The organism is Nocardiopsis xinjiangensis YIM 90004 (assembly GCF_000341145.1).
Taxonomy (GTDB): domain Bacteria; phylum Actinomycetota; class Actinomycetes; order Streptosporangiales; family Streptosporangiaceae; genus Nocardiopsis; species Nocardiopsis xinjiangensis.
Genome location: NZ_ANBE01000032.1, coordinates 43,422 through 69,832, shown reverse-complemented (window position 1 = coordinate 69,832; position 26,411 = coordinate 43,422). Strand labels below are relative to the sequence as shown.

At 70.9% G+C, this 26,411-nt stretch carries 23 protein-coding genes; 9 read left to right on the top strand and 14 right to left on the bottom strand.

Translation table 11 applies throughout. From position 1 onward, the window contains the following. Positions 1–19: 19 nt before the first annotated feature. The gene (locus D473_RS0115730; protein ID WP_026127001.1) at positions 20–2,509 is read right to left on the bottom strand and encodes a DNA gyrase/topoisomerase IV subunit A; all 2,490 of its coding nucleotides are present in this window, start codon (positions 2,507–2,509) and stop codon (positions 20–22) included. 441 nt (positions 2,510–2,950) lie between these two features. Here D473_RS0115730 and D473_RS0115720 point away from each other — a divergent pair, with 441 nt between their 5' ends. Then, positions 2,951–5,116 carry a RecQ family ATP-dependent DNA helicase gene (locus D473_RS0115720; protein ID WP_017610019.1) on the top strand — a complete coding sequence of 722 codons (2,166 nt, stop codon included), beginning with the start codon at positions 2,951–2,953 and terminating at the stop codon, positions 5,114–5,116. 232 nt (positions 5,117–5,348) lie between these two features. Here the strand turns inward: D473_RS0115720 and D473_RS0115715 are convergent, their stop codons facing one another. After that, positions 5,349–6,284 carry a carbohydrate kinase family protein gene (locus D473_RS0115715; RefSeq protein ID WP_026127000.1) on the bottom strand — a complete coding sequence of 312 codons (936 nt, stop codon included), beginning with the start codon at positions 6,282–6,284 and terminating at the stop codon, positions 5,349–5,351. A 264-nt stretch (positions 6,285–6,548) separates the two neighbouring features. Between D473_RS0115715 and D473_RS0115710 the strand changes: the two genes are divergently transcribed. From D473_RS0115710 to D473_RS0115695, 4 genes are all read left to right on the top strand, one after another. Continuing rightward, positions 6,549–9,269 carry a bifunctional acetate--CoA ligase family protein/GNAT family N-acetyltransferase gene (locus D473_RS0115710; protein ID WP_017610017.1) on the top strand — a complete coding sequence of 907 codons (2,721 nt, stop codon included), beginning with the start codon at positions 6,549–6,551 and terminating at the stop codon, positions 9,267–9,269. 65 nt (positions 9,270–9,334) lie between these two features. Next, positions 9,335–9,931, top strand: coding sequence for a DUF5998 family protein (locus tag D473_RS0115705; protein WP_017610016.1), 597 nt, complete (start codon positions 9,335–9,337; stop codon positions 9,929–9,931). A 171-nt stretch (positions 9,932–10,102) separates the two neighbouring features. Then, the gene (locus tag D473_RS0115700; RefSeq protein WP_017610015.1) at positions 10,103–10,918 is read left to right on the top strand and encodes an enoyl-CoA hydratase-related protein; all 816 of its coding nucleotides are present in this window, start codon (positions 10,103–10,105) and stop codon (positions 10,916–10,918) included. 169 nt (positions 10,919–11,087) lie between these two features. Then, positions 11,088–11,741 (top strand): MBL fold metallo-hydrolase, encoded by a 654-nt coding sequence (locus D473_RS0115695; protein ID WP_017610014.1) that lies wholly within the window; start codon positions 11,088–11,090, stop codon positions 11,739–11,741. A 4-nt stretch (positions 11,742–11,745) separates the two neighbouring features. On the opposite strand, the gene D473_RS0115690 is transcribed toward D473_RS0115695, so the two are convergent. From D473_RS0115690 to D473_RS0115680, 3 genes are all read right to left on the bottom strand, one after another. Beyond that, complete coding sequence (locus D473_RS0115690) at positions 11,746–13,668, bottom strand: CHAT domain-containing protein (protein WP_026126999.1); 1,923 nt, start codon at positions 13,666–13,668, stop codon at positions 11,746–11,748. A 421-nt stretch (positions 13,669–14,089) separates the two neighbouring features. Beyond that, a complete protein-coding gene (locus D473_RS0115685) occupies positions 14,090–14,506 on the bottom strand; it encodes a hypothetical protein (protein WP_017610012.1) in 417 nt (138 codons plus the stop codon). Further along, positions 14,503–15,051, bottom strand: a complete 549-nt coding sequence (locus D473_RS0115680) for an RNA polymerase sigma factor (RefSeq protein ID WP_017610011.1) — start codon at positions 15,049–15,051, stop codon at positions 14,503–14,505. Before D473_RS0115680 ends, D473_RS0115685 begins: the two co-directional genes overlap by 4 nt. Positions 15,052–15,362: 311 nt before the next feature. Between D473_RS0115680 and D473_RS0115675 the strand changes: the two genes are divergently transcribed. Next, positions 15,363–15,857 (top strand): DUF3145 domain-containing protein, encoded by a 495-nt coding sequence (locus tag D473_RS0115675; RefSeq protein ID WP_026126998.1) that lies wholly within the window; start codon positions 15,363–15,365, stop codon positions 15,855–15,857. Between the two features lie 75 nt (positions 15,858–15,932). On the opposite strand, the gene D473_RS0115670 is transcribed toward D473_RS0115675, so the two are convergent. The 4 genes from D473_RS0115670 to D473_RS0115655 all read right to left on the bottom strand — a co-directional run bounded on the left by D473_RS0115670 (position 15,933) and on the right by D473_RS0115655 (position 19,147). Then, complete coding sequence (locus D473_RS0115670) at positions 15,933–16,382, bottom strand: DUF1707 SHOCT-like domain-containing protein (protein WP_026126997.1); 450 nt, start codon at positions 16,380–16,382, stop codon at positions 15,933–15,935. A gap of 126 nt (positions 16,383–16,508) precedes the next feature. Then, a complete protein-coding gene (locus D473_RS0115665; RefSeq protein ID WP_017610008.1) occupies positions 16,509–17,303 on the bottom strand; it encodes an inositol monophosphatase family protein in 795 nt (264 codons plus the stop codon). Continuing rightward, entirely contained in the window at positions 17,300–18,352 is a 1,053-nt protein-coding gene (locus D473_RS24955) for an ATP-grasp domain-containing protein (RefSeq protein ID WP_017610007.1), read from the bottom strand. The genes D473_RS0115665 and D473_RS24955 overlap by 4 nt, the downstream gene beginning before the upstream one ends. A 267-nt stretch (positions 18,353–18,619) precedes the next feature. After that, on the bottom strand, positions 18,620–19,147 hold the full coding sequence (locus D473_RS0115655) for a YbhB/YbcL family Raf kinase inhibitor-like protein (protein ID WP_017610006.1): 528 nt from the start codon (positions 19,145–19,147) through the stop codon (positions 18,620–18,622). A 188-nt stretch (positions 19,148–19,335) separates the two neighbouring features. Between D473_RS0115655 and D473_RS0115650 the strand changes: the two genes are divergently transcribed. After that, the gene (locus tag D473_RS0115650) at positions 19,336–20,301 is read left to right on the top strand and encodes an LLM class F420-dependent oxidoreductase (RefSeq protein ID WP_017610005.1); all 966 of its coding nucleotides are present in this window, start codon (positions 19,336–19,338) and stop codon (positions 20,299–20,301) included. A 199-nt stretch (positions 20,302–20,500) separates the two neighbouring features. Here the strand turns inward: D473_RS0115650 and D473_RS0115645 are convergent, their stop codons facing one another. Further along, entirely contained in the window at positions 20,501–21,718 is a 1,218-nt protein-coding gene (locus D473_RS0115645) for a PucR family transcriptional regulator (protein ID WP_017610004.1), read from the bottom strand. A 305-nt stretch (positions 21,719–22,023) separates the two neighbouring features. On the opposite strand from D473_RS0115645, the gene D473_RS0115640 reads away from it, so the two are divergent. Beyond that, positions 22,024–22,479, top strand: coding sequence for a hypothetical protein (locus D473_RS0115640; protein ID WP_026126996.1), 456 nt, complete (start codon positions 22,024–22,026; stop codon positions 22,477–22,479). Positions 22,480–23,033: 554 nt separating this feature from the next. Further along, positions 23,034–23,330, top strand: a complete 297-nt coding sequence (locus tag D473_RS0115630) for a hypothetical protein (RefSeq protein WP_017610001.1) — start codon at positions 23,034–23,036, stop codon at positions 23,328–23,330. Positions 23,331–23,457: 127 nt separating this feature from the next. Here the strand turns inward: D473_RS0115630 and D473_RS0115625 are convergent, their stop codons facing one another. The 4 genes from D473_RS0115625 to D473_RS0115610 are packed head-to-tail and all read right to left on the bottom strand — an operon-like array spanning position 23,458 to position 26,312. Then, complete coding sequence (locus D473_RS0115625; protein ID WP_017610000.1) at positions 23,458–24,459, bottom strand: L-histidine N(alpha)-methyltransferase; 1,002 nt, start codon at positions 24,457–24,459, stop codon at positions 23,458–23,460. After that, positions 24,456–25,457, bottom strand: a complete 1,002-nt coding sequence (locus D473_RS0115620; RefSeq protein ID WP_017609999.1) for an iron-containing redox enzyme family protein — start codon at positions 25,455–25,457, stop codon at positions 24,456–24,458. Before D473_RS0115620 ends, D473_RS0115625 begins: the two co-directional genes overlap by 4 nt. Next, entirely contained in the window at positions 25,454–25,666 is a 213-nt protein-coding gene (locus D473_RS0115615; RefSeq protein ID WP_017609998.1) for a CDGSH iron-sulfur domain-containing protein, read from the bottom strand. The genes D473_RS0115620 and D473_RS0115615 overlap by 4 nt, the downstream gene beginning before the upstream one ends. Further along, complete coding sequence (locus D473_RS0115610) at positions 25,659–26,312, bottom strand: HemK2/MTQ2 family protein methyltransferase (RefSeq protein ID WP_017609997.1); 654 nt, start codon at positions 26,310–26,312, stop codon at positions 25,659–25,661. The genes D473_RS0115615 and D473_RS0115610 overlap by 8 nt, the downstream gene beginning before the upstream one ends. Between the last annotated feature and the right edge of the window lie 99 nt (positions 26,313–26,411).

The following is a 26,411-nucleotide window of genomic DNA, read 5'->3' as shown; positions in this document are numbered from 1 at the left end:
CGGTGGCCGCTCCACGGGGTCAGGAGGGCGGCATTTCCACGGGGGTGATGCCTGAGTCGGTCTGCCCCGACCCCGCTGAGGTCACGAGGCTCCTCATCGCCTCCCCGGACCCGTCCCGGCGGTCGTTCGGGTCGGGCAGGCGCACCGGCTTGCCGTCGGCACGCGCGGCACGTTCCGGGGTACGACCGATCCAGCCGAACAACAGGGTGTCCTCGCCCTTGAGATAGCGGTGACAGCGCACACCGCCGGTTGCCCGGCCCTTGCTGGGATAGGACTCGAACGGGGTGACCTTGGCAGTTCCGCCGTCGGTTCCGTCCAACGTCCGGGAGGACCCGGAGACCGTCACCACCACCGAGTCCTGCGGGCTCGGCACGGACCCGAACCACAGCACCCGGGCGTCCTCGGTCAACCGGACCCCGGCCACGCCGCCAGCGGGACGGCCCTGGGGCCGCACTGCCGACGCGGAAAAACGTAGCAGCTGCGCCTCGGAGGTGATGAAAGCGAGGTCCTCCTCACCGGTGGACAGCTGGGTGGCGCCCACCACCCGATCGTCGTCCTTGAGTGCGATGACCTCGAAATCGTCCTTGTTCGGTGGCTGGTCCGGGGCGACCCGCTTGACCACACCGCCCCGTGTGCCCAGGACGAACCCGGGCCCCTCGGCGTGCATGCCCACCACCGACACCACACGTTCGTCGTCCCCGAGCTGGACGAACTCCCCGACGGGAAGGCCGGACGCCAACGGCGGCGCCTCCTCGGCCGAGTCGGGCACTTCGGGTAGTTCCACCACCGGCAACCGGATCAACCGTCCCAGGTCGGTGACGAGGCCGATCTCCGAACGCGAGGTGGTCGGCAGCGAGGTGGCGACCGAGTCGTGTGTGGTACGGATGCCCTCGTAGGCGGACGGAAGGGTCGCGCCCTTGCTGCGCCCGATGGTGCCGTCGGTACCCATGAGTACGTGGCAGGGCTGGTCGGCCATCTCCAGAGGGATCACCGCGGCCCGGGCCTGGCCGTCGTTATCGCGCAGCTGCGTGCGGCGCGGAGTGGCGTACTCCTTGGTGATGGCGTTGAGCTCCTTGGCGACCACGCGCCGCAGCTTCTTGTCCGACTCCAGGATCGCGGTGAGTTCCTCGATCTCCTTGTTCAGCTTCTCGCGCTCGGTCTCCAGCTCCAGCCGGTCGAAACGAGTCAGGCGACGCAGCGGGGTGTCGAGGATGTAGCGGGCCTGCACGTCGGAGAGCTCGTAGGCGCCCTTGAGCGCCTCACGCGCTCCGGCCGTGTCGTCGGCCTCGCGGATCAGGGCGATCACACGGTCGATGTCGAGCAGCGCCACCATGAGCCCGTCGACCAGGTGCAGGCGCTCGCGGCGCTTGTCCCGCCGGTGCTCGCTGCGGCGGCGCACCCCCTCGAGCCGGTGGTCGGCGTAGACCTGCAGCAGGTCGCGCAGGCCCAGAGTGCGGGGCTGGCCGTCGACGAGAGCGACGTTGTTGATCCCGAAGGACTCCTCCATCGCCGTCAGGCGGTACAGATCCTCGAGGACGGCCTCGGGGTTGAAGCCGTTCTTGAGCTCCACGACCAGGCGCAGCCCCTGGTTGCGGTCGGTGAGGTCCTTGAGGTCGGAGATGCCCTGGAGCTTCTTGGACTGCACCAGCTCCTTGATGCGGCTGATGACCTTCTCCGGGCCCACGTTGTAGGGCAGCTCGGTCACGACCAGGCCGGTGCGGCGGGCCGAGACCTTCTCGATGGAGACGGTCGCACGCGTCTTGTAGCTGCCGCGGCCGCGGGCGTAGGCGTCGCGGATCCCGTCCAGTCCCACGATGGTGCCACCGGTGGGCAGGTCCGGGCCCGGGACGAACTCCATGAGCTCCTCGAGGCTCGCGTCGGGGTTCAGCACCAGGTGCCGCGCGGCCGTGATGACCTCGCCCAGGTTGTGGGGGGCCATGTTGGTGGCCATACCGACGGCGATCCCGGAGGAGCCGTTGACCAGCAGGTTCGGGAAGGCGGCGGGCAGGACCTCGGGCTCGGTCTCCTGCCCGTCGTAGTTGGGCTTGAAGTCGACGACGTTCTCGTCGATGCCCTCGACCAGCAGCTGTGCGGGGCGGGCCATGCGCGCCTCGGTGTAGCGCATGGCGGCGGGGGCGTCGTCGCCGCCGAGGGAGCCGAAGTTTCCGTGGCCGTCCACCAACGGCACACGCATCGCGAAGGACTGGCTGAGCCGGACCAGGGCGTCGTAGATCGCGGAGTCGCCGTGCGGGTGCAGGCGTCCCATGACGTCACCGACGACGCGGGCGCACTTGACGTGGCCGCGGTCGGGCCGCAGTCCCATCTCGTTCATCTGATAGAGGATGCGCCGCTGCACCGGCTTCATGCCGTCGCGGGCGTCTGGCAGTGCGCGTTGGTAGATGACCGAGTACGCGTACTCCAGGAAGCTGCCGCGCATCTCCTCGGAGACGTCGATGTCGATGATCTTCTCGGCGAGATCCTCGGGGGGACGGGAAGTAGTACGGGCCATGAACGTCATTCTGTCCTGTTCCGAGGAGTGGAACGTACGCCGGAGCCCGGTCCGGCGGGTGTGAGTCGCGTGACTGCGGTGCTTTTGTCGGTATGGGCGATGGTTCTCGTCCCGCGAGCGGACCGGGACGAGAACCACCCCCGCACACTTGGGGGATGTGCTTCGGGCGGGCCTCGGCCGCTGCACCGGTCGCCTTTCGCGCGTGACCGTGAGTGCTGTCGGCACAGCTGGACGTGGGCCCTGACGGCAGAGTGTTCAGCCGCCGCGGACGAAGGGCAATGCCGGGACAGGGAAGAGTGGCTGTCCCGTTACCCCGAGTCTCGTGGTGGTCCCTGCGGGCCGATGCCTCCTCTGCCTGGTCCGGGGCCAGAGGTGTGGCGCTCCTCATCAGGCCTGTGGACAACCGATTCCGGGTCCCTCGGCTCTGGTAACAAGGAACGCATGAGGACCCCCACGCACGACGGCACCCACGACACCCAGGTGGCCTCGGACGAAGCCGCACTACGCGAGCGCGCCGAACACCATCTGCGCGCCCTGGCCGGGGACGGCGCCCGGCTGCGCGAGGACCAGTGGACGGCCATCCACGCCCTGGTCGCCCACCAGCGCCGGGCCCTCGTCGTGCAGCGCACCGGGTGGGGCAAGTCCGCCGTGTACTTCGTCGCCACGGCCCTGCGCCGGGGCGCGGGGGCCGGGCCCACCGTCATCGTCTCCCCGCTTCTGGCGCTCATGCGCAACCAGATCGCCGCCGCCGAACGCGCCGGTATCCAGGCCCGGACCATCAACAGTTCCAACACCACGGACTGGGAGTCCACCTATGCCGACGTCCAGGCCGGTCTCGTCGACGTCCTGCTCATCAGCCCCGAGCGCCTGAACAACCCCGAGTTCCGTGACCGGGTCCTACCAGAGCTCGCCGCAGGGGCCGGCCTGGTCGTGGTCGACGAGGCGCACTGCGTCTCCGACTGGGGACACGACTTCCGCCCCGACTACCGGCGGATCCGCCGGCTCCTGCACGACCTGCCCGACGGCATCCCCGTCCTCGCCACCACCGCCACCGCCAACGAACGGGTCACCCACGACGTCGCCGAACAGCTGCGCTCGGGGGACGAACGCCAGGAGACCCTCGTCCTGCGCGGTCCTCTCGAACGCGAGAGCCTGAGCCTGGCCGTCGCCGAACTGCCCGATCCCACCGCCCGCCTCGGATGGCTGGCCGAGTACCTGCCCCGCATCGAGGGTTCCGGAATCATCTACACCCTCACCGTCAACGCGGCCCTGGAGACCGCCCGGTTCCTGTCCGAACAGGGCATGGCCGTGCGCGCCTACACCGGCCAGAGCGATCCCGAGGAGCGCCGGGAGGCCGAGGACGCCCTCCTTGCCAACGAGGTCAAGGCCCTGGTCGCCACCAGCGCCTTGGGCATGGGTTTCGACAAGCCCGACCTCGGTTTCGTGATCCACCTGGGCGCGCCCCAGTCACCCATCTCCTACTACCAACAGGTCGGACGTGCCGGCCGCGGGCTCGACCGGGCCCACGCCGTGCTGCTGCCCGGGCGCGAGGACACCCAGATCTGGGACTACTTCGCGAGCCTGTCCTTCCCGCCCGAGCAGACCGTCCGACAGACCTTGGACGTGCTCGAACAGGCCGGCGAACCGCTCTCCATCAGTCGGCTGGAGACCCGTGTCGACCTGCGCCGTTCCCGCCTGGAGCAGATGCTCAAGGTCCTCGACGTCGACGGGGCGGTGCAGCGCGTGCGCGGAGGTTGGGTCTGCACCGGCCATCCCTGGGTCTACGACGCGGAGCGCTACACCGCCGTGGCGGCCGCCCGGGAGCGCGAGCGCCGGGCCATGCTCGGCTACATCGCCGCCACCACGTGCCGCATGGAGTTCCTGCGCACCCAGCTCGACGACCCCGAGGCACGCCCCTGTGGGCGCTGCGACGTGTGTACCGGCCAGTACTGGCCCACCGAGGTCGACCCCGACCGGCGCAGCGCCGCCGCCGGACTGCTCGACCGTCCCGGTACGCCCATCAGTGCGCGCCGCCAGTGGCCCACCGGGATGAAGACGCTCGACGTACCGCTCAGCGGACGGGTGCCCGAGGGCGAACGCCACGAGGAGGGGCGTGCCCTGGCCCGCATCACAGACGTCGGTTGGGGCACCGAACTGCGCCGTCTCCTGGCCGCCGATGCCCCGGACGAACCCGTGAGCGAACGGGTCCTCCAAGGGCTGGTGCGGGTGCTGGCCGACTGGGACTGGACCCATCGCCCCGTGGCCGTGGCCGCGATGCCGTCGGTGTCCCGACCGGTTCTCATCACCGACCTGGCCGCGCGGATCGCCCGTCTCGGCCGGATGGAACCCCTCGGCTCCCTGGAGTACGGCAGCGCCGCCGGGCCGGGGGAGCGGCGGCACAACAGCGCCCTGCGCCTGGCCCAGGTGCACGCTGCCCTGCGGATCGGCCCCGAGACGGCAGAACGGGCGTCGCGGTCGGAGGGGCCGGTGCTGCTGGTGGACGATCACGTCGACACCGGGTGGAGCCTGACCGTGGCCGCCTCGCTGCTACGACGCTCCGGTGCCCCGGCGGTCCTGCCGCTCACGCTCGCCAGCAACGGCGCGTGAGCCGGGGTCGGTCTGCGGCAGAGGCCCGGTGAGAATCCGTGGTGCGGGGCCGTGTCCCGCTCCCCTGCTCCGTGCTCATCACACGCAGCGCTCATCACACACGGCGGTGTGGGGCGCCTGCGGGGTGCACGTGGGGGCGCGGTCACCGCGGGGTCGCCGCGGGACGGCGTGGTCGAGGGATGTGCGCGCGGAGCGCGGCGAAACCGCTCGGGGGAAGGACGTGCTGCGGGTGTCAGCGGGTGCGCTGGCTGCGCGGGGCTCCGCGCCGTACCGGCTCGCTCTCGCCCAGGTCGGGGCGGGCACCCGGCTGGTGCAGGGCACGTGCCGCCAGGCGCTGGGCGCGTCCGAGCGCCTCTTTGGGGTGGCGTCCCATGAGCCACGCGGGCAGGAACCCGGCCATGAACGCGTCGCCGGCACCGACCGATCCCGGGGAGGGCTCCACCGGCTCGGCCGGAACCCTCACACAGTCCTCACGGGTCTTGGACGCCCACAGGCCGCCCTCGTCACCCAGTTTGAGCACCACGTTCGGGAACCACGCCGTCAGTACTTTGGCGGCGGCCTCGGGCTCCTCGCGGCCGGTGAGCACCTTGGCCTGGTCCATGTTGGCGAACAGCAGCCGCACACCTTGCGTCCACTCCAGGAACTCCTCGGCCCCCGCGCGCTTGAGCGGCGCGTGCGAACCGCTGTCCACCGAGATCGACATCCCGGTCTCCTGTGCCGTCCGCAGCGCCACACGGGCCGCACGGCGGGAGCTCTCGTTGATGAGCGTGTAGCCGGACACGTGCAGGTGCCCGTCCGGGGCGAACACGTCGCGGGGCAGGTCCTCGGGCTGCAGGCGGGCGTTGGCGCCGGGGTCGCTGAGCATCGTGCGGTCGCCTCGGTGTGTGATCATCACCACACATGTACCGGTGGGGCGCTCCGGGTCCATTACCATGCGCGAGTCCAGCCCGTAGCCCATGAGCTCCATCTCGCGGGTGCGGCCGGTGATGTCGGAGCCGCGCCGACCGACGAAGGTCGTGTCGGTGCCCTCCACGGCGAGCCACGAGGCGGTGTTGGCGCCCGAGCCTCCGCCGTACATGACCACTGATGCAGGGGTGTCGCTGCCGCGGGCCAACGGGTGGAACGCGCGCGCGACTGCATCGGTCATGAGATCACCGATTACGACCACTCGTGTCATTTCGCCAGCCACCGCCGAGGGTTATGAGAATCTGTGCCCGAACGACGTTAACAGGTGAACTGTCAGCTACGTGTAACGAAGTGACAGCGCCCCGGACACGCCGTGTCCAGGGCGTGATCGGCTCACAGCAAGGGGAACCACGGACCTGTGCCGATCGTTGGGAAAGCTCTGACCCTGGGTGATCATCCCGGTGTTTTTGTACCCGCCCCGAAGACTTTCCCCAGTTTCGACCGAATGTCGTCTAGTCTCGCAGTCGTGCAGTCCTACCCGAACCACTGGGAAGCCGACGTCGTGTTGACCGACGGCGGCACCGCGCACATGCGCCCCATCACCCCTGAAGACACCGACCTGTTGCGCGAGTTCCACGCCCGGCTCTCGCCGGAGACGATCTACTACAGGTTCTTCGCGCCCTACCCGAAACTGTCCGACCGGGACGTCGACCGGTTCACCAACGTCGACTACGAGGACCGCGTCGGGCTGGTGGCCACCATCTCCGACTCACTCGTCGCGGTGGTGCGCTACGACAAGATCGCCCCGGAGGAGGCCGAGGTCGCCTTCGTGGTGGAGGACGCCCACCAGGGCCGCGGCCTCGCATCGGTCCTGCTCGAACACATCGGCGCGGCCGCGCGGGAGAGGGGCGTGCGCCGCTTCATCGCCGACGTCCTGCCCGAGAACCGCCGCATGGTCAACGTCTTCCGCGAGGCCGGGTACACCGCCCAGCAGACCTTCGACGAAGGCGTCATCCGCCTCACGCTGGACCTGCAGCCCACCGACAACTCCAAGGAAGTCATGCAGGCCCGCGAACAGCGCGCCGAATCGCGCTCGATCGCCCGCCTGCTCTACCCGGAGTCCGTCGCCGTGATCGGCGCCAGCCGCACCGCCCACACCATCGGCCAGACCTCCCTGCGCAATCTGCTCGGCGGCGACTTCCAGGGACCCGTCTATCCCGTCCACCCCGAGGCCAAGGCCGTGGCCGGCGTGCGTGCCTACCCCACGGTCAGCGACATCCCCGACGAGGTCGACCTGGCCGTGGTCGCCGTGCGGGCCGATTCGGTCCTGCCCGTCGTGGAGGAGTGCGCCGAGAAGGGTGTGCACGGGCTCGTCGTCGTCAGCTCCGGCTTCGGCGAGATCGGCTCCGATGGGCGCGCCCGCCAGGACGAACTGGTGCGCACAGCCCGCGCGGCCGGTATGCGTGTGGTCGGCCCCAACTGTCTCGGGATCGCCAACAGCGACCCCGAGGTGTCCCTGAACGCCACCCTCTCGCCCGACCTGCCGCCCAGTGGCCCCATCGGGTTCTTCTCCCAGTCCGGCGCCCTGGGCCGTGCGATCCTGCAGCGTGTGGCCGAACGCGGCATGGGCCTGTCGACCTTCGTCTCGGCCGGCAACCGCGCCGACGTGTCCGGTAACGACCTCATGCAGTACTGGCAGGAGGATCCCACCACCGGGGTCGTGCTCCAGTACCTGGAGTCCCTGGGCAACCCGCGCAAGTTCACCCGTCTGGCCCGGCGTCTGGCCAAGCAGAAGCCCGTCGTGGCCGTACGCAGCGGCGGCTCCGCACAGGCGACCCCCACCGGTCACGCCGCCGGCGGGCTCTCCCTGCCCGACTACGCCGTCACGTCCCTGTTCCAGCAGGCCGGTGTGGTACGCGTCGACGACATCACCCAGATGTTCGACGCAGCCCAGGTCTTCGCCTACCAGCCGCTGCCCGAGGGGCCGCGCGTGGGCATCATCGGCAACTCCGACTCCCTGGAACTACTGGTCAAGGACGCCGCCGTACGTCAGGGCCTCAAACCGCACGAGCCCGTGAACCTGGGTCCCCAAGCCACCGCGAAGGACTTCGACCTCGCTCTGGAAGCGGCTCTGTCCGCGCCCGACGTCCATTCCGTCGTGGTCGTGTTCATCCCGGCCCTGCACCCCATCTCCGACGACGTCGCACGGGTGCTGCGGGCCCGTGCCCAGGAGTCGGACAAGCCCATCGTCACCACCTACCTGGCACGGCAGGGTCTCCCCGAGGAGCTGCGCCACGTCGGCGACAGCGGCGAGACCCTCAAGGGATCCGTGCCCTCCTACCCCGCCCCCGAGGACGCCGTCCGCGCGCTGGCCCTGGCCACGCGCTATGCCCAGTGGCGCAACCGCAAGTCCGGACGCCACCCCGAACTGCCCGACATCGACCGCGCCCGCGCACGCGCGGTCATCACCCGGGCCCTGGACAAGGACACCCCGCAAGAGGAGGACGTGGCCTGGTTCGGCGGCGAGCGCCGCTACGACGAGGAGACCGCCATCCCCGGGCAGGACGTCCGTGACCTCCTCGCCAGTTACGGTGTCGCCGTCTATCCCGACATCAACGCCACCTCAGCCGACGAGGCCGTCGTGGCCGCCGGGCAGCTCGGTTACCCCGTGGTCGTCAAAGCCGACGCCCCCGACCTGCGGGTACGCGCCGGAGGCACGTTCGTGCGGGCCGACCTGCGTACCCCCGAGGACGTGCGCAGCGCCTACAATTCCCTGGCCGACCGCTTCAGTGGTGAAGCGGAGCTCGTCGTGCAGCGTATGGCCGCGCCCGGCGTGCCCACGGTGGTCCGGGCCGGGGACAACCAGTCCTTCGGGTCGGTGGTCTCCTTCGGGCTGGCCGACGTGACCGCCGAACTCCTCGACGACCGCGCCTTCCGCCTGGCCCCGCTCAGTGACATGGACGCCGCCGACCTCATCCACGCGGTGCGTGCGGCGCCCCTGTTGTTCGGGCTGCCGGCCGGATCGACCTCCCTGGCCGAACAGCCCAACGTCGAAGCGCTGGAGGAACTACTGATCCGGGTCTCGCGCCTGGTGGAGGCTTTCCCCGAGATCGGCTACATCGACCTCGACCCGGTCCTGGTCAACGCCACCGGCGCCCACGTGCTGGGCGCGCGCGCGTGGTTGCGCGAGGCGCCCGAGGTCCGGCCCGACGTCGGGCCGCGTCGCCTGCGCGGGGTGACCTTCTGACCATGTGGCCTGGGCTTTTCCGATCCCGGTCGCAAAATGTCGGTGGTAGGGGGCAGGATAGGAGTATGAGGAAAACACGAGCCGTCTCCGCGGACTGGCGTTCGGAGATCGAACGAAGCGGGTACTATCCCGCGCTGGTCATCGACGCGGTCGCCGACGCCCTGGGCGAGGAGGACGCCGAGGCGTTCGTCGTGCACCACGAGGCGACCTTCGACCCGGCGATGGAGATGCGTCGGCACATCACGGTGATGCTGCTGACCGCCACCCGGCTCGTGGTCTGCCACACCGACGAGCACCCGCCCACCGACCCCGGGGGCACCTCGCACGCCTCCACCACGACCGACAGCATCCAACTCGGCAACGTCCAGTCGGTGGGCCTGACCCGCGTCGTGCCCAACCCGGCCCAATACACATCAGGCAACCTGCCCAGCGAGCTCGTACTCAGTGTCAACCTGTCGGTGAACTGGGGAGCGGTCGCCCACATCGATCTCGAACCGGCCGCCTGCGCCGACGAGAGCTGCGAGCTCGACCACGGCTACACCGGTGCCATCACCGCCGAACCCCTCACCCTGCGGGTGAGCGAGGCGGCCGACGGCCCCGACGCCGTGCGCTCCATGATGGGTTTCGCCGACGCGCTCTCCGCTGCGAGCGGGAACCGCTGACCTGCATTCTTCGAGGGCACCGTCACCACCGAGGTGGGGCGGTGCCCTCGTCGTCGCCGGGGCCGGGCAAGGCTCGTGCGGGGGCGGTGGCCTAACGTGTGGTGCGTCACGCAATACACGAGTCCTCACGTCCACCCCACCGACGGGGACGGACCGGAAAGGTCGACTGCTATGACGCAGCAGCAGCCCCCCACCGGCGACACCCCGCTGGTGACACTCACCGTCGAACGGGCCGTCGCCACCGTCACCCTCGACTCCCCTCGCAACCGCAACGCACTCTCCGCACGCCTGCGGACGGAGCTGTCCGAGGCCCTGGCCGCCGCCCTGGCCGACGACGAGGTGCGCGCGGTCGTGCTCACCGCCACCGGAACGGTCTTCTGCGCCGGGGCCGATCTCAAGGAGATCGGTGCCACCCTGGAGGGTGAGGAGATCGAACCCGCGCCCGAGCTCCCGGAGATCTTCGAGCAGATCATGGGCGGACCCAAGCCGGTGGTGGCGGTGCTCAACGGTGTCGCGCGCGCCGGCGGCATCGGCCTGGTGGCCGCGGCCGATATCGCCCTCGCTCCCAAGAGTGCCACCTTCGCCTTCACCGAGGTGCGCATCGGGGCGGTCCCGGCGATCATTTCGGTGCCCGTGTCGGCCCGGATGCATTCGCGCCGGCTCAGTCGCTACTTCCTCACCGGGGAGAAGTTCGATGCCGACGCGGCGGTCGAGGCCGGGCTCATCACCCAGGCGGTGCCCGACGGGGAGATGGAGGAGGAGTCGGAACGGGTGCTGGAGGGTCTGCGCGCGGCCGCGCCCGCCGCGCTGTCGCGTACCAAGCAGCTGCTCGGCGAGGTCGGCGGCGGCAGCGAGGCGGTACCGGAGCGCCGCGCCGCGGCCTTCACCCGCATGGGTGAGCTGTCCGCGGAGTTCTTCGCCGGTGAGGAGGCGGCCGAGGGCCGCGCCGCGTTCTTCGAGAAGCGCCCGCCCTCCTGGTCGCGTTGACCCGACCACGCGCTCGGGCCCCGCGCCCCGGTCCAGGGGCCGGGGGTCGTTCCGGGCAGGGGATCTCGGGCTTCGGAGGGCCTCCGCAGGACAGCGGCGGTGTGCGATCCCCGGACCGGGTTCCCGGGGCGGGGTTTGTACGAGTCCGGCCTCAGGCCACAATGGTCGGGTGAGCTACTCCGGAGACATCAGGGTCGGCGGCCCAGCCGACCTGCGAGAACTATCGCACCTGACGATCAACAAACTGGCCGTCGGACCGATGGACAACAACGCCTACCTGCTGCGTTGCCGTGCCACCGGCGAGGCGGTACTCATCGACGCGGCAGCCGAGGCGGACCGTCTGCTCGAGCTGGTCGGTGAGAAGGGGCTGGCGCGGGTGATCACCACCCACCGCCACCAGGACCACTGGCAGGCCTTGGCCGAGGTCGTCGGCCAGACCGGCGCCCGTACCGTGGCCCACCCCGACGATGCCGACGAACTGCCCGTGTCCGTGGACGAGCCCGCAGTGGACGGCGCGCGCATCCCCGTCGGGGCATGCTCGGTCACCGTCATCCACCTGCGCGGGCACACCCCCGGGTCGATCGCGCTGCGCTACGACGACCCCGAGGGGCACACCCACCTGTTCACCGGGGACAGCCTCTTCCCGGGCGGCGTGGGCCGCACGTGGTCCGACGAGGACTTCCGCAGCCTCCTCTCCGACGTGGAGGAACGGGTCTTCGGCACGATGGACGACGACACGTGGGTCTACCCCGGTCACGGCCGTGACACCACACTCGGCGCCGAGCGCCCCGGCCTCGGGGAGTGGCGCGAGCGCGGCTGGTAGACGCTCACCCGCCGTAGCAACAGAACCCCGCACGCCCGAGGTGGAGCGCGACCGCCTCGGGCACGGGTGTCCCGGCCGCCAAGGCCCGGTGGAACCCCCGCATGGCCGCACCCGTCTCCGTGTCGCGCACCGGGACGGGACTGGCCACCACCGCGTGGGCACCCCGGGCCAGCAAAGCCCCCACGAACCCCAACGGCGGGCCGGAACGGCGCCCGAACGCGCGCCCGTTCCAGCACGTGGCCAACGTGACCACCGACGGAACCCGGTCGAGCCCGGCCAGATCGCAGGCGAGCAGCGGCGCCCCCTCCAACTCCACCGATGCGAGCATCGCCGCACGCCCGGGCACGTGCCCGTGTCCGGCCAGGTGGGCCAGGTCGGCCCGCTCCATCCCCTCCAGCACCGCCTCCGGCCGGGCCCGCGCCCCGGACAGGACCCGTGCCTGCGGGTACAGGCGGGACAGCGCGGCCACTTCGTCCGCGGCCCCGGGCAACACGGGGCCCGACGCGAGCAGGACACGGTCCAGGGACGGCCCCCGGAAGGACCGTTCCATCCACGCGCGCGCCGATGGCACCAGGGACAACGGACGCCCGCACAGCGCCGGGAGGGCGCCCCACGGCGGTTCCCCCAGGAAGGGATCCCACGACAGAACCAGGGGCCGGTCGCCGACCCTCGTGAGCACCGGGCCCAGAAGCGCCTTGCCCGCCTCGTCCGCAGCCCGCGCGTACCCGGGACCGCCAGGGGCACAGGCGGCGAAGCGTGCGGCCCGCCCGGACAGCACCGCAGCCGGCCCCAGCGGGAACGCCTCGACCCCGACGTCCGAGGCCACCAGCGCCCAGGCCCGGTCGTCGTCCTGCACGTAACGCACGTAGGCCCACTCGCCGAGGCGGCCCCGCAGCGCGTCCGTGACCGGACGCCACGGTTGCGTGTTGCCCCGGGCCGGTGGGGGAGCCTCTGGGGCAGCCAGCGCCCGGCGGAGGTGCGGTGCGTAGAACGAACGCCATCGGGCCCGTTCCCACTCCCGGGCCCGAGCCTCGGCGCCGGCTGCACCCGAGCGTGCGTGCGAGGACCTGTAGGCATCGGTGTGTTCTCGGTCTGCAACCGAGGCCGGACCGGGAACGAGGGGTTCCGTCGAGGCGCGGGTCAGTTCGGCCCACTCCAGGGCCGTCTCGACGGCACCCGCGGACAAGGCCTGCGCCAGCCCCGCACGCACGATGTGCGGCGGGCGCGTGCCCGAAACGGGGACGGGACAGCCCCTGCGGCGGGGCGAGCGCCGTCCCGCCCGGCGCACCAGACGGTCGGCGAACCGGTACCACAAGGACCCGCGCCCGTGCAGTTGCCGTACCCGCAGGCCGACGGCGCGGGCGTGCGTGGGGTCGCCCTCCAGCAGGCGGAGGGTGGCCTCCCGAAGTTGCGCCGTCGGTCCCGTGCCCGCGCGCTCGTCCAGGGCCTCCACGGCTTCCTCCACGAGCCCTTCGGTCAGCAGGGCCTCGGCCATGTCCACGTGCAGGGCCTCGCGTCGGTCCTCGGGCATGCTGGGCAGCAGGTCGTGGAAGAGCCCGATGGCGGCCGAGCTGTCGCCCCGGTGCAGGGCGAGACAGCCCAGGTTCTGTCGGACGATGAGGTCCAGGACCGCCAACCCGTGCTCATCGGCCCGGGCGCGTGCCTCCTGAAGGTGGTCCCGTGCGGCGTCGAAGTTCCCGCACAGGCTCTGCGCCAGCCCGAGGTTGGCCAGGGTCCCGGGAAGTACCGTCGAGACCCGGGAGAGCGGATGGCGGCGCAGGCGGTACTGGGTCTCCTCGAGCAGGGCGACGGTGTCCTCGAAGTGCCCGCCGCGGGCCAGTCGCACGCCCTCGCCCACTTGTCTGAGCAGCGTGTGCCCGGTGCTCAGAGCGGCCGAGTACGTGAGCGAGGGTGAGTTCGGTGCCACGGAGGACGCCTCATTTCCACGGTGGGGGCCGGGGCGGTCCCAGTGTGACCAGCTCGCATGCGGTGTGGGGAGGGCTCGGTGCGAGACGGTCCACGATGCGCTGGGCGAACCATTCCGAAACCGGACAAGAGGTCGTGCGTGGCCGTGTTTTCTGCCTGTCCCGGGATCGGGGTTCGGAATGCCCGTTTCTGTGCGCGGAGACAGCTGCGGGTGGTGTGGGAGCGGTGCGCGGGGAGGTGCTGGAGGAACGGTGCGCAGATCCTGCTGTGTGCCGGGTCGGGGGACGGCCGGGCCCGGTGCCGACGGGGGAGCTCGCTCGGGTGACAGTGAGGCCCGTGTGCGTGACGGATGCCTGCGGGGAGGCCGGCTCCAGGTGTCGGGGCCGAGGGTCCGGGATGAAAGACGGGCGGAGTTCGGTGGCTCAGACCGTGAACCAGTCCGTCACGACCGAGGCGTCGTCCCGGCACCGCACCACAAGGCTCACCGGTCCCGGTGCGAGCTCCGCCACCCCGAAGGACCCGTCCAGGGCCACCCGCCGGTCGTACGCGCGGTCGGGGCAGCGTACCTGGACGCGGGTTCCGGCGGTGTCCCCGGCGACCAGTCCGGACAGCGAACGTGTCCCGCCCCTGTCGCGCACCCACAGGTCGAGGCCGAGCCTGTCGTGGTCGAAACGCATATGGGTGAGCAGGATCGGCCCGCGATCACGCACGGGCTCGGGGTCAGGGCAGTACTCGGAGGTGAGCCACGCCTGCCCGCGCCGGTCGTCGGAGCGGTCGAAGGCGGCCAGAGCGGAGGCTCGTCCCCGCAGGTCCCCTGGGTGTGCGGCGCGGTGGTTCAACGGTGCTCCCTCAGGAGTCGGTGGAGCCGGCGCTTGAGGCGCCGTCGCTCGACGGGCGTGCTCTCGTGGGCGGGTGCCTGGCCCAGGTAGTAGCGGGCTGCGCGCCGGTCGGCGGGGTCGGTGAGGCCGCCCACGGCGCGGTGCAGTGCCTCGTGGACCTCCTTGCGCAGGTAGAGCGCTTCGGGATCGTGCTCGGGGCCCGAGGCGTCCTCTCCCGGGGGCCGCTCGGCCAGGGCCTGGGGGTCCACGGGCCGCAGGCGCAGGCCGTGGTGGCGCTGCCGCACACAGGTGGAATGTGTGACGCGGCGCAGCCAAGGGCGCAGATGGTGCGGTGAGTGCAGGTGGGGCAGGTGCTGGTTGAGGGCCAACCACACCGTCTGCACGGCGTCCTCCCGGTCGGGCGAACCCAGCCGGTAGGAGGTCGCGATGGCGTTGACCATGGGTAGGTGCCGGTCGACGATGATCTCCCAGGCGTGGGCGTCTCCCTCCCGGGCGCGGGCGATCAGGGTGGCGTCGTCCTCGTCCGTTCTGGCCGGAACCGGCAATCCGGGTGGGGTTCTACCCTCGACTGTGGTCGAAAGTATCGTTTTCTGTGACTCATTCGTGCCGTGGTTGCCCTCACCCGGCTGGTCTGGCACAACCGCCCCCACTATGATCGGACTGCCTGCCGTTCTGAGGCTCACGCTAACCGCTGAGCGTCCCGGTGACGGGGGGAACGCAGGAAAACGACCAGCGTGACCGCTGGTTCTCCGGATGCCCTTACGGCACAATGGGGCAAACGCATCAAGGCGGGTATGCAGCCTTCTCGTGGTACGAGGGCGTCGGGGAAGCGCACTCGTTCGTATCAGGAGGTTCGGTGTCCGCACGTGGCGTCATGTACGTCCACTCCGCGCCCGCGGCGCTGTGCCCACACGTCGAGTGGGCGGTCGCGGGTGTCGTCGGGGTGCCCGTCAAACTCGATTGGGTCGCGCAGCCGGCGGCCCCAGGAAACCATCGGGCCGAACTCAACTGGCAGGGTAGGCCCGGAACGGCCGGGGAGATCGCGTCTGCCCTCAACACGTGGCAGCGGCTGCGGTTCGAGGTGACCGAGGAGGGCTCACCCGGATGCGACGGCGTTCGCTACAGCTATACGCCGTCACTGGGTATGTTCACTTCCATCATGAGCGCCGCCGGTGAGGTCCTGGTGCCGGAGGGACGCCTGCGCGTGGCCACCGAACAGGCCGCCGCCGGGGGTCCCGACCTGACAGCGCAGCTCGATCTGCTCACCGGCAAGGCCTGGGACGAGGAACTCGAACCCTTCCGGTACGCGGGCGACGGCGCGCCCGTGCGCTGGCTGCACGCCGTCGGCTGACACGGCTCCTGCTGTTCCCCCGCCGCACACTCATTCCTGGACCCACGCACCCCCGCAGGAGACCGCCTCGCCGGCTCAGGTGTGTTCCTGCCCCGGGACCAGCGCCGACACCAGGAGCAGTGCCGCCCAGATCGCCAGCGGCACCGCCGGCCAGAAGGGGAGCATCTCCCCGCCCACGGCACTGGTGAGTCCCCACAGGCCGGTGAGAACCGCCACGGCGCCGCCCCAGCAGCGCCACTCCTCGTTCCACTCCCGCAGCGGGACCACCAACGAACCGAGATCGCCGCCGCGCCGCCTGTCGTTGAACCGGGGACGCCGGCCGGAGAAGGCGGGGTGAGGCAGGTCGGCGGTGAGCCGGCCGAGCTCACCCATGCGTACCGCCATCAGCGCCGACTCGACGCGGTGTTCGTACTCCTCACGGTCCAGGCGTCCCTCGGTGAAAGCAAGGGCCAGACGTTCGACAGTGAGGTCCCGCTCGACGTCGGAAGCACGGATCTGTTTCAGCGGAAGACGTTGGTCCTGCACTTCCCACCCCCACAGGTGCGAGCCGTGGCCCACACGATACGCCTCACCCCTGGGCGCGGAAAGGCCCTGTGAACACCACTTGCGGGCCGCGGACCAGGCTTCGGTGAAGCCGGATCCGGAGCTGGGTCAGCTCCTCAACCAGTGCGCGGCCTGACGCCCCGTGGAGGGGTCGGCGGCACCCACCAGACCGGTGTGTTCCCACGGGCCGCGGAAGGAGAACCCGACCCCGTCCAACCGGGTCACGTGCCCGCCCACCTCTGACAACAGCAGTGCCGGAGCGGCCACGTCCCAGTCGCGTACCGGCACGTCCTTGACGAACAGGTGCGCGGTGCCCTCGGCGATCAGGCACAGCTTCAGGGAGATGCTTCCGCTCTCCAGGTACTCGTCGTAGCCGAACCGTTCGTACGCCCGCAGCGCCACACCGCGTGGCTCCGGGGTGTTGTCGGTGAGCACACCCGTCCCCGGCGGCCAGGCGCCCAACGGCGGCAGGTGTTCGCCGTCGCGGTGCGCGCCCCGGCCCCGCACCGCCGTGTAGAGCGTGTCGCTGTCGGGCGCGTGTACCGCGGCGACCTCGGGGCGTTCGCCGATGACCAGCGCCGCCTGGGTGACGTAGCCGGGGAAGCCGTGTGTGTAGCTGGCGGTGCCGTCGATGGGGTCGATGAGCCAGTAGCGGGAGGGCCGGTGCCGGGACAGGCCCGCGGGGTCCTCCTCACTCAGGATCGGAATGGTCGGATCGATGGCCGTGAGCCGGTCGCTCAACGCCCGGTGCGCCATCGCGTCGGCGCGGGCCTTGAACTGGCTGCCTTCCCAGGTCCCGTGCAGACTCGCGGGGTCGGCGCGCCAGGTGCGCAGCAGCGCGCCGACCTCGGTGACGGCGGTGGCCAGGGCCTCGGACAGGGGATGGGTCTCCGGGGCACTCACCGCACACGCACCGGGGTCCGGTGCTCGTCCGGGACGTCCTCGTGCGAGAGCTGTGCGGGCGGGGGAGCTGTCGCGGACGGGGCGGGTGAGATGCCGTGCGAGAGGAACTGGGACTCGCTCAGGAATTCGTCGGTCCAACGCCGCACCATGGCCACACCCTCGTCCCACTCATCGGTGAGCGGCGGGCCGCCCAGCACAGCCTGGCGCAGCAGTCCGGCGATCTCGTCGACCCCTGCGGCCAGGGTCAGGGCCGCCGTCGACGAGAACCGGGGGTTGATCTCGAACACCCGTGGACGGCCCTGGCCGTCCAGGCACAACTGCACGTTGAAGGGACCGTCGGCGCGCAGGTTCTCCTGGATCGCGCGGCAGGCCTCTTCCACCGCCTCGTTGCGGCGGGTCACCGCGTACTTGGTGACGCCCTGCTTGAGGACGACCTCCTTGGGCACCACGGCCTGGACCCGACCGTCGCGCCAGGTGACGACGGAGACGGTGTACTCGGGGCCGGTGACACGCTCCTGCACGATGAGTTCCTCGGTACCGTAACCGCCCTCTGCCACGACCCGTGCCATGTCCTGTGCGGAGTCGATGAAGGACACCCCGCGGCTGCCGCGTCCGCTGCGGGGTTTGATCACCAGCCCCTCGGGGGCGGTGTCGGCGGCCTGCGCGGGCCATTCGGAGGCCGCCCAGGTGCGCGGTACCCCGATCCCGGCCGCATCGAGCTCGCGCATGAGGACGTACTTGTCCAGGCAGGTGCGCACGAACTCCGGGCGGGGCAGCAGCACCGTCGTGGCGGGGCCGTCGAGCGCGCCGACCCCGAGGAGTTCCTCGTCGACGAGGGGGATGATCGCCATGGCCCCCTCCTCCGCGCACAACTGCTGTATACGGGGCAGGAACGCCGTGCTGTCGCCCGGCGGAACCAAGCAGCCCCGGTCGGCCAGGTACAGGCCGGGGGCCGTGGGATCGACGTCGGTGGCCACCACACGGAACCCGCAGGCGCGCAGGTGGAGGATGGTGCCGGGTGTGGGAGCCGAGCCGGCGGTGGTCACCACGACGGTCGGTTTCGTCGTTGTCTGGTCTGGCACCGATGCACCCCTCAAGGCTGTCCGGGAGTCAGGGAGGCTGGTCAGACCACAGAGAGTAACGCCGAAAGGCCGAGCGGGTGGCGGATTGGCCGGTTCCGGTTGTGTCGTCGCCGGAGGTGAACCTTTTCGGCCGCTCGCGCGTGTACCCAGATGCCCCCGGGAGGCGAAGGAGAGGGCGGGCAGTGGCCGGGAGACCACCGCCCGCCCTCAGGGCCCCTTTGTTCAGGAGGCCGACTACTGCTCGTAGACCGGGGTGAGGACGGCCCGGGCCAGCGTGTGTGAGAACAGGTTGAATCCGAGGAAGGCCGGGCTGGCCGATTCGTCGACCTCGAGGCGGGCCACGTCCACCGCGTGCACGGCGAACATGTAGCGGTGCGGGCCGTGTCCGGGCGGCGGTCCGGCGCCGATGTAGCGGTTGCTGCCCGCGTCGTTGCGCAGGGTCACCGATCCCTCGACCGGTTCGGAGCCTTCACCCGCGCCGGTGGCCAGCTCGGTGACGCTCACGGGGATGTTGGCGACCGCCCAGTGCCAGAAACCGCTGGCCGTGGGTGCGTCGGGGTCGAAGCAGGTGACGGCGAAGCTGTGGGTGTCCTCCGGGAACCCGCTCCAGGACAGCTGCGGCGAGACGTCCTCACCGCCGGCGCCCATGATTCCGCTGACCTGTGCCTTGGGCAGGGTCCGGCCTTCGGCCACGTCGGTGCTCGTGACCGTGAACGACGGGACCTCCGGCAGGAAGTCGTATGGGGAGGGTGGCGTGGCCACTGGCTGGGCCTCCTTCGCTCGCTTCGGGTGTGCTTTCGGTTACGAAGATACGCCCCAGTGGCCGTTGCTCCACACGTTGCCGGGGACACGGAGGCGTGTCTCGGGAGCGATCGGAGGAAAACCCGGGGGTGTCAGCAAACCGACCGGGCGGTATGGTTTCTGGTAGTACCGACCCACAGGGAGACGCCATGACCACCCCCCGTTGGGGTATGACCGTCCCGCTCGAAGGACTGTCCCTCCTCGAACAGAAGGACCTCTTCCAACGCATGCCCGACCTCGGCTACACCGACGTGTGGTCGGCCGAGGCAAACGGCACCGACGCCTTCACCCCGCTCGCCCTCGCGAGCGAGTGGGCGCCGCAACTGCGCCTGGGTACCGCGATCGTGCCCGTCTACACACGCGGACCCGCGACCCTCGCCATGAGCGCCGCCACCCTCGCCGCCGCTGCACCCGGCCGTTTCACGCTCGGGGTGGGCACCTCCTCCAACGTCATCGTCGAGCGATGGAACTCCATCCCCTTCGAAGAGCCCTACAAGCGCATGCGCGACACCGTGCGCTTCCTGCGCACCGCCCTGACCGGAGAGAAGGTCAAGGCCGACTACGACACCTTCTCCGTCCAGGGCTTCACGCTCGCGACCCCGCCCGAGCAGAGCCCGCCGATCCTCGTCGCCGCGCTGCGCCAGGGCATGCTGCGCCTGGCCGGCCGCGAGGGGGACGGCGCCATCATCAACTGGCTCTCCGCGGAGGACGTGCGTACCGTCGCCCCGCACGTGCGCCAGTTCGGGGAGGAGAAGGAGATCGTCGCGCGGATCTTCGTCGCGCCCGACACCGACCCCGAGACCGCACGCACCATCGGGCGCCGGGCGATCGCGGCCTACCTCAACGTGCCCGTCTACCGGGCCTTCCACGAGTGGTTGGGCCGCGAGGAGCTCGGGCCCATGTGGAAGAAGTGGCAGGAGGGCGACCGCAAGGGTGCCCTGGCCGCCATCCCCGACTCCGTCGTCGACGACCTCCTCGTGCACGGGCCGGCCGAGTACTGCCGTGAACGGGTGCGCGCCTACATCGACAACGGTGTGAGCACACCCGTCCTCGCACCCCTCACCCCGCCCGGCACAGACCCCGCCGCCGTCGTACGCGCCCTCGCGCCCGCGTAGGGACCGAAGACGCTGTGCTCGTGCGAGTGCCCCGGGGCGCGGGCCTCGTGCGCCCGCCCGGCCGTGTGGCACCTGCCCCGGGTCCTGGCTCGGGACAGGTGCCACACCTGCCCCGTGAGCAGCTGCGACGCCGGCCCGGTACCGGATGTCCCCGGCCGGAGACCGGCAGAAGCCCTGGTCGGAGCCGGCGGGGCGGAGGTCACTCGCCCTCCAGGGGGCCGAGCAGGCGTCGGGCCCGCAGGACCAGCTCCAGCTCGAAACGCTCGGCCGGATCGCGCAGCCGTTCACCGAACAACCCCTCCAACTGGCGCATCCGGTACCGCACCGTCTGCGGGTGGATCTGCAACCGTTCCGCGGCCTCGTTCGCGTTGAGCCCGGACTCCAACCATGCCAGCAACGTGTCCGTCATCCGTGTGCGCTGCTGGGCGCGCAGGGCCGACAACGGGGCGAGGCGGGAACGCGCCATCGCTCCCACGAGCCCCGGGTCGCGTGAGAGCAGCAGTTCCGGCAGATGATGGTCCCAGCGCACCACGTCGTCCCCGGTCACGAGCCCGGATCCGACCAACTCGGCCAGGTCCTTGGCCCGGCCCAGGGACTCGGGCGCACGGTCCAGGGGCACACTCGGGCCCAGTACGACACCGAACCCGCGAAAGATCCGCTCCAGCGCACGGGGGCGTCCGGGGCCCTCCGGGTCGGGGACGATGGCGCGGGGGTCGGCCCGGTCCAGATCCACCAGAACCTCGCCGGGCAGCATGGGTGCGGCCTCGGCAGGGCCCTTCTGGTGCAGCAGCGCCACCGCCACACGTTCGGGCACCTGCCACCGTGCCGCACGGGCCAGACCGCCGAACGCGCGGACGTCGTACTCGGTCCCGGTCTCGCCCAGGAGTACCCGCGACAGCCGGGTCCGGCGTCGGCGCAGAGCCTCCACTCCGGCGCCGCGCACGTGCGTGTGCCCTTGCGTCGCCGCGGTCGAGATCTCCTCCTGGAACGCGAAGATCGCCTCGCCGAGCGGCCCCATGTAGCTGCGTGTGCGCGGATCGGCGTCGGCCATGTGCCGCCACGCCACCGCCGCGGTCGTGCGCATCGCCGTGTGCAGGCACTCCAGAGTGCGTCCGAAGCGGGCCTCGTGTTCACCGAACGCACGGAACTGCGTCGCCAGCCCCTCGGCCTGCTCCGGGGCATTCTCGGGGTGGCGCACACGTTCCAGGAAGGCCCCGAGCGCGGTGGCCAGCATCGCGCGGAGCTGGTCGGACTCCTCCGGGTCCAGGGGTGCTCCGAAGCTCTCCGCCCGCCGGCGGATGCCCTCGAGCGCTTCCTCGGCCATGCCGGGTACCAGTGTCAGCAGGGGCGTGCCCACGTCGGGAGGGATCTCCGCGAACGGGTCGGTCCGTGGGCTCTCCCGCAGCGGATGCGTCATCTTCACCTCCGGCGCGGACGCGCGGCAGTGCCGCCCGTGGCACGCCCGCGCGTGCTCTTTCGCGCCAGAAAGTCTTGTGTGCTGCCCGTTCACGGTTTCGAGTGACGCGGGACACGTTCTATCCCACCAGAGGCCGCCGGAGGGGACAACCCCGGCCCCCGTGGAACGCGGGCCGAGCGTGGCCCGTGCCCTCCTGTCTGCACGAGTAGTCACCGGTCCGGTGAATGCGGTAACAATATTCCGCGACCCCCGGTCTTTCCCCCGCTCTACGAAAGGCACGAACCCCCATGCGAGACATCCTCCCCATGCGACGCGCTCTTCTCGCTGTTCCCTCGCTGGCCCTCCTCCTGGCCCTGAGCGCCTGTGGAGGCGACGACGGCGCCGGGGCCGCCCCCGAGGGCGACGGTGCGTCCGCGGCCGAGCAGGCGGCAGGGGACTTCGTCCGGGCCGTGCACGACCGCGACGGCGAGACCGGGTGCGCACTGCTCGAGGAGCCCGCCCAGGACCTCCTCGCCCGGACCCAGGAGGCCGACGACTGCGCGGCCGCTTTCCCGGACTACGCCGAGTCCCTGCCCGATGCCGACGGCCTCGAGGTCGGCGGGGTCGAGATCAGCAGCGACCTCGACGGCGAGACCGAGATCGCCACCGCCGAGATGGTCTTCTCCGGTGACGAGGAAGCAGGCAGTCTGGAACTGCGCGAGGACGGCGAGGGCGCTTGGGCCGCGACCCGCGTCCCGGGCACCACCCTCGGCGGGGCCTGACCCCGTGGCCGCACGGGCCGGGGCCGACAGGTTCCGGCCCGCACCGGGGTTCGCCGTCTCCCGGGACCTGGCATCCGGATCGCTGCTCACCCCGCCCGGTCCGCCCGTGCGCACCGGGGGCTCCTGGACCGCCGCGACCCTGAGCGAGGACGACCCCCCGGTGTGGCCGAGGAGTTCGTCCGCTTCGCTGCCACCGTCCGTGCCACTCAGGCGATGCTGCGGGGCACGGGTGTCCCGGTGGGCCACTTCCGGCCCCCGGTGCACATCACTCTCTGGAGCTGACGGCGCGGTCTCCGCCGCTTCAGCGGATCCTGCGGAGATCGCGGATATCCTTCAACGGATCGCCCCTCCATTAAAGTTTCACCCCTCATCCTTTAATGGAACTGCCCGAACCGCCCCGTTCCGGCACGTCCGCAAGACTGACCCTCCCTCGCTTTCTCCTGCGTAGGCGAGACCAGGTCTTCACCGATCGCCGGGTGGCCGGCTTCCACGGGCGGCAACCAGGGGGCTCGCGGGGGCGTCCCACAGGGAAATCCCCTGATTCGAGGAGAGACATGTCCCCTGTCCAGATACTCCGCACGGTGGCCGCCGCTTCGATCGTCGCCGGTCTTGCCCTCGGGCTGGTTCCCAGCGGATCGTGCGGGGCGGGTTGGTGGGCCCCGGGCAGCGTCGACGGATCCTTCGCGTGGTTCGCCGTGGGGGAGGCGCCCAGGATGGACGCCGGTATTTGTGAGACCGCCATGGCGCCGGTGGGGTCGTGGGCGATCGCGTTGATCGTGGTCGGGGCGACCCTGTTGGCGGGGGTGTGGGCCAACACCCAGTACTGGACGAAGGACCGGCCGAAGGGGTAGGTGACCCGCCCCGTACCCGCTCGCCCGCAAGGCCGGCGTAGGGATCGGTCTCCGGCGGCCCGACGGGCGGTGGCCCGCGGCTGCGGCCGACCACCGCCCGTCGGCCCGCGGGTGTGCAGCTTCCGGCTCAGACTCCGTCGCGGCCGAAGAGGAAGAACCCGTACTGCGTCTCGTGGTCCCGCCACTGCGACCGCAGACCGAAACCGTGCGCCCCCACGTCGCGGGCCAACTGTCGGCCGTGGAACTTCACCGAGTAGCCGACGTTGATGAAGTGGCCCCGCGGTACGTGCAGTGTGAGGCCGAGCCCCGGTATCGGCACCGTCCGGTCGGCCCGAGCACGAAGAATCCCCTCCACGGTCGAGGTCTCCGCGTTGTAATGGGCCTCCGGAACGAAGTCCTCGAGCACGAAGCCGGCGCCGTAGCGACGGTTGAGCTGGGTGAGGTAATTGAGCCGGAAGTCGGCGAAGGCCGAGTACCCCGGGGGATCGTTGTAACAAGTCTCCAGGGCCTCGCGGCTCTTGTCCAGGTCGGCGGAGAGCAGGAAGCGCTCGCCCGGGCGCAGGCTGCGGGCGATCTCGCCGAGCAACTCCTCACGCTCCTCACGCGTGGTGTTGCCGAAGCTGCTGCCGAGGAAGGCGACCGCGAGCGGCTCACCGGGGTGAGTACGGAGCCACTCCAGACCCGCCTCGTACCGTCCCCACAGCCCGGTGACCTCCAGAGCGTCCATCTCCGCGCGCAACGCGTCGCCACTGGAGTCCAGCATGCTCCGATCGACGTCGATCGGAAGATAGGTGGTCGCACGCAGGCGTACGCAGCTCTCCAACAGCAGCCGTGTCTTCTTCGCGCTCCCGCTGCCCAGCTCCGCGAGCCGTCCGCAGGCGAGCTGCTCGGCCAGCTCCGAGGAGTGGCGCTCCAACAGGCTCCGTTCCGCACGGGTCAGATAGTACGTGGGCAGATCGGTGATCTGCTCGAACAGAGCGGAACCGACCGCGTCGTAACCGAGCCAGGGCGGCAGCCGAGGCGGTCTCTGCCGGAGGCAGTCGCGCACGACCGCCTCCTCCGGGGCCGCGTCGTCCCTGTCGGCGAGCGGCACGACGCCGGCTCGCGCCGCCGGTCCGGGTGAGCTCATGGGTTCCTCGCGTAGGCCTCTTCGCGGAAGCTCGACTCGCCGCGATTCCAGTGGTGCAACAGATACTCCTCCATCCGGCCGGCGAGGAACGTACTGCTGCGGACCCCGAACACGACGTCGGAGGCCGACTCGGGCTCGGCCTTCAGCAGCGGCGCGATCACCTCGCGCCGAACGAGCTGTTCGTGCACCGCGTCGGCCTCCACGTGCTCGGCGTAGAACCGGAGGGCGGCCGGACCGCAGCCCAACCTCCGCATGGCCTTGACCAACCGGTCCGAGCCAGGGGAGGAGGTGAGTTCGATGGTGGCGAACTGCCCGATCAGCGCCGCACGCAAGGCGCGGTGCAGCCCGCACAGCGACATGAAATTGACCTCGGCCAGCATCTCGGCGGGAGCGGAGCCGAGAAAGGCGCCGTAGGCGTCGGAGAGACCGAGCTCGGCCATCATGTCGGCGAACAGTTTGGAGTGCGTCCGCTCGGGATCCCCCGCGCCGTACTCGTCGTGCTGAACCGTCACCAGGGCAGCTTTGGGCGGGCCGTGCAGACGCGGGATGACGAAGGACTGCGGGTCGGCCTCCTTCAAGTGGTAGAGCGAACGGTGCGCGACGTATTCGCGCAGCTGCCACAGCTCCCCGTGGCGGCGCAAGTGGTGGGAGACACCGAACGCGTCGACGTGTTCGGCGAGGAGCGCGTCGAGCTCGCCCTCGACGTCCGAGCCGGAGGGCACGTCGTCCCTGAGCGCGTCGAGGAAGACCCGTTCCAACTCGCCGCGGACCGCGAGCACGGCCGGATCCCATTCGCGGTCGGTGTCGACGTCCCGGAAACCGCGGTAGTGGAGTTCGTAACAGCAGTAGAGCGCCAGCTGGAGGTCCCCACCGTACGGTGGAGCCCCGTCCACGCCCGGGAATGCGGGCCGGTTCCCGCGCAGCGCGGACAGAACCGACTCGGAGATCGGTCCACGGGGGGTGGGCAGCGTCGGCGCCCCCGACATCGTCGTGCTCATGGGTCCTCCTCCCCCTCCTTGCCACGTACACGTCGCCGGTGGCTGGTATCGCAGAACGGGCGGCGCCGGCTGCGTCCGCACATGCACAGCGCAGTGACCGCCCGATCGCTCTGTACACGCGTTCCGTCGGGCATCTCCACGTCGACCGGGCCGTGGACGAGGATCGGGCCCTCGCCGGTGACGACGACCCGGCGGCGGTCCTCAGCCATGGCGCGCCTCGATGACCACGAGTTCCTCCTCGACCTGGTCGGGAGCGAGCAGCCCGCGGGCGCGCAGCTGCGGAACGCGTGCCCGCAGTACCGGGCCGAACGGGATGTGGGCCCGGGCCACCACCTCGCCCACCAGGCCGGCCTCCTCGAACCGGTCCACCGTGGCCTGCTCACCGGCGAGCCCGGACTGCACGAGCAGGAGCGCTCCGCCCTCGTTGAGCACCGAGTGCGCCCCCGAGCAGATCCGGTCCAGCAGGAGCCGCCCGTCCGGTCCCGCGTCCCAGCACCTCGCCGTCCGGTGGCGGGACGGCGGCCGACCGGTAGAGGGCACGTAAGGCGGATTGGCGAGCACGAGATCGAAGCGGTGCGGCTTCACGGGAGCGAACAGGTCACCGCGCCTGACCTTCGCCGGGACCCCGTGCAGACGGCTGTTGAGCCAACTCGCCAGGACCGAGCGTCGTGACAGGTCGATCGCGGTGAGGCCGGTGGCGCCGGCACGGAAGGCCTCGATGCCCAGCGCACCGGTACCCGAACCGACGTCGAGGACCGAACGGCCTTCGACCAGGCCGTGCTGACCGCGTCGGCGCAGCACGTGGCGGAGCAGCGAGGTGTCCTCCTGGGCCCGGTAGACGCCCGGCGGTCTCACTAGCAGCATGGGCCGTCCACTACCCGGTCTCCGATCCGAACAATCGTGCCCACCGAGCTTCGGGGCCGCCGTCGTGACCGTGAGCGGGCGAGGCCGGAC

What these genes read in the sequence shown, in the direction of transcription:
- D473_RS0115730 (WP_026127001.1), bottom strand. Translation starts at nt 2,509, where the DNA reads ATGGCCCGTACTACTTCCCGTCCCCCCGAGGATCTCGCCGAGAAGATC.
- D473_RS0115720 (WP_017610019.1), top strand. Translation starts at nt 2,951, where the DNA reads ATGAGGACCCCCACGCACGACGGCACCCACGACACCCAGGTGGCCTCG.
- D473_RS0115705 (WP_017610016.1), top strand. Translation starts at nt 9,335, where the DNA reads ATGAGGAAAACACGAGCCGTCTCCGCGGACTGGCGTTCGGAGATCGAA.
- D473_RS0115700 (WP_017610015.1), top strand. Translation starts at nt 10,103, where the DNA reads ATGACGCAGCAGCAGCCCCCCACCGGCGACACCCCGCTGGTGACACTC.
- D473_RS0115650 (WP_017610005.1), top strand. Translation starts at nt 19,336, where the DNA reads ATGACCACCCCCCGTTGGGGTATGACCGTCCCGCTCGAAGGACTGTCC.
- D473_RS0115645 (WP_017610004.1), bottom strand. Translation starts at nt 21,718, where the DNA reads ATGACGCATCCGCTGCGGGAGAGCCCACGGACCGACCCGTTCGCGGAG.
- D473_RS0115640 (WP_026126996.1), top strand. Translation starts at nt 22,024, where the DNA reads ATGCGACGCGCTCTTCTCGCTGTTCCCTCGCTGGCCCTCCTCCTGGCC.
- D473_RS0115630 (WP_017610001.1), top strand. Translation starts at nt 23,034, where the DNA reads ATGTCCCCTGTCCAGATACTCCGCACGGTGGCCGCCGCTTCGATCGTC.
- D473_RS0115625 (WP_017610000.1), bottom strand. Translation starts at nt 24,459, where the DNA reads ATGAGCTCACCCGGACCGGCGGCGCGAGCCGGCGTCGTGCCGCTCGCC.
- D473_RS0115620 (WP_017609999.1), bottom strand. Translation starts at nt 25,457, where the DNA reads ATGAGCACGACGATGTCGGGGGCGCCGACGCTGCCCACCCCCCGTGGA.
- D473_RS0115615 (WP_017609998.1), bottom strand. Translation starts at nt 25,666, where the DNA reads ATGGCTGAGGACCGCCGCCGGGTCGTCGTCACCGGCGAGGGCCCGATC.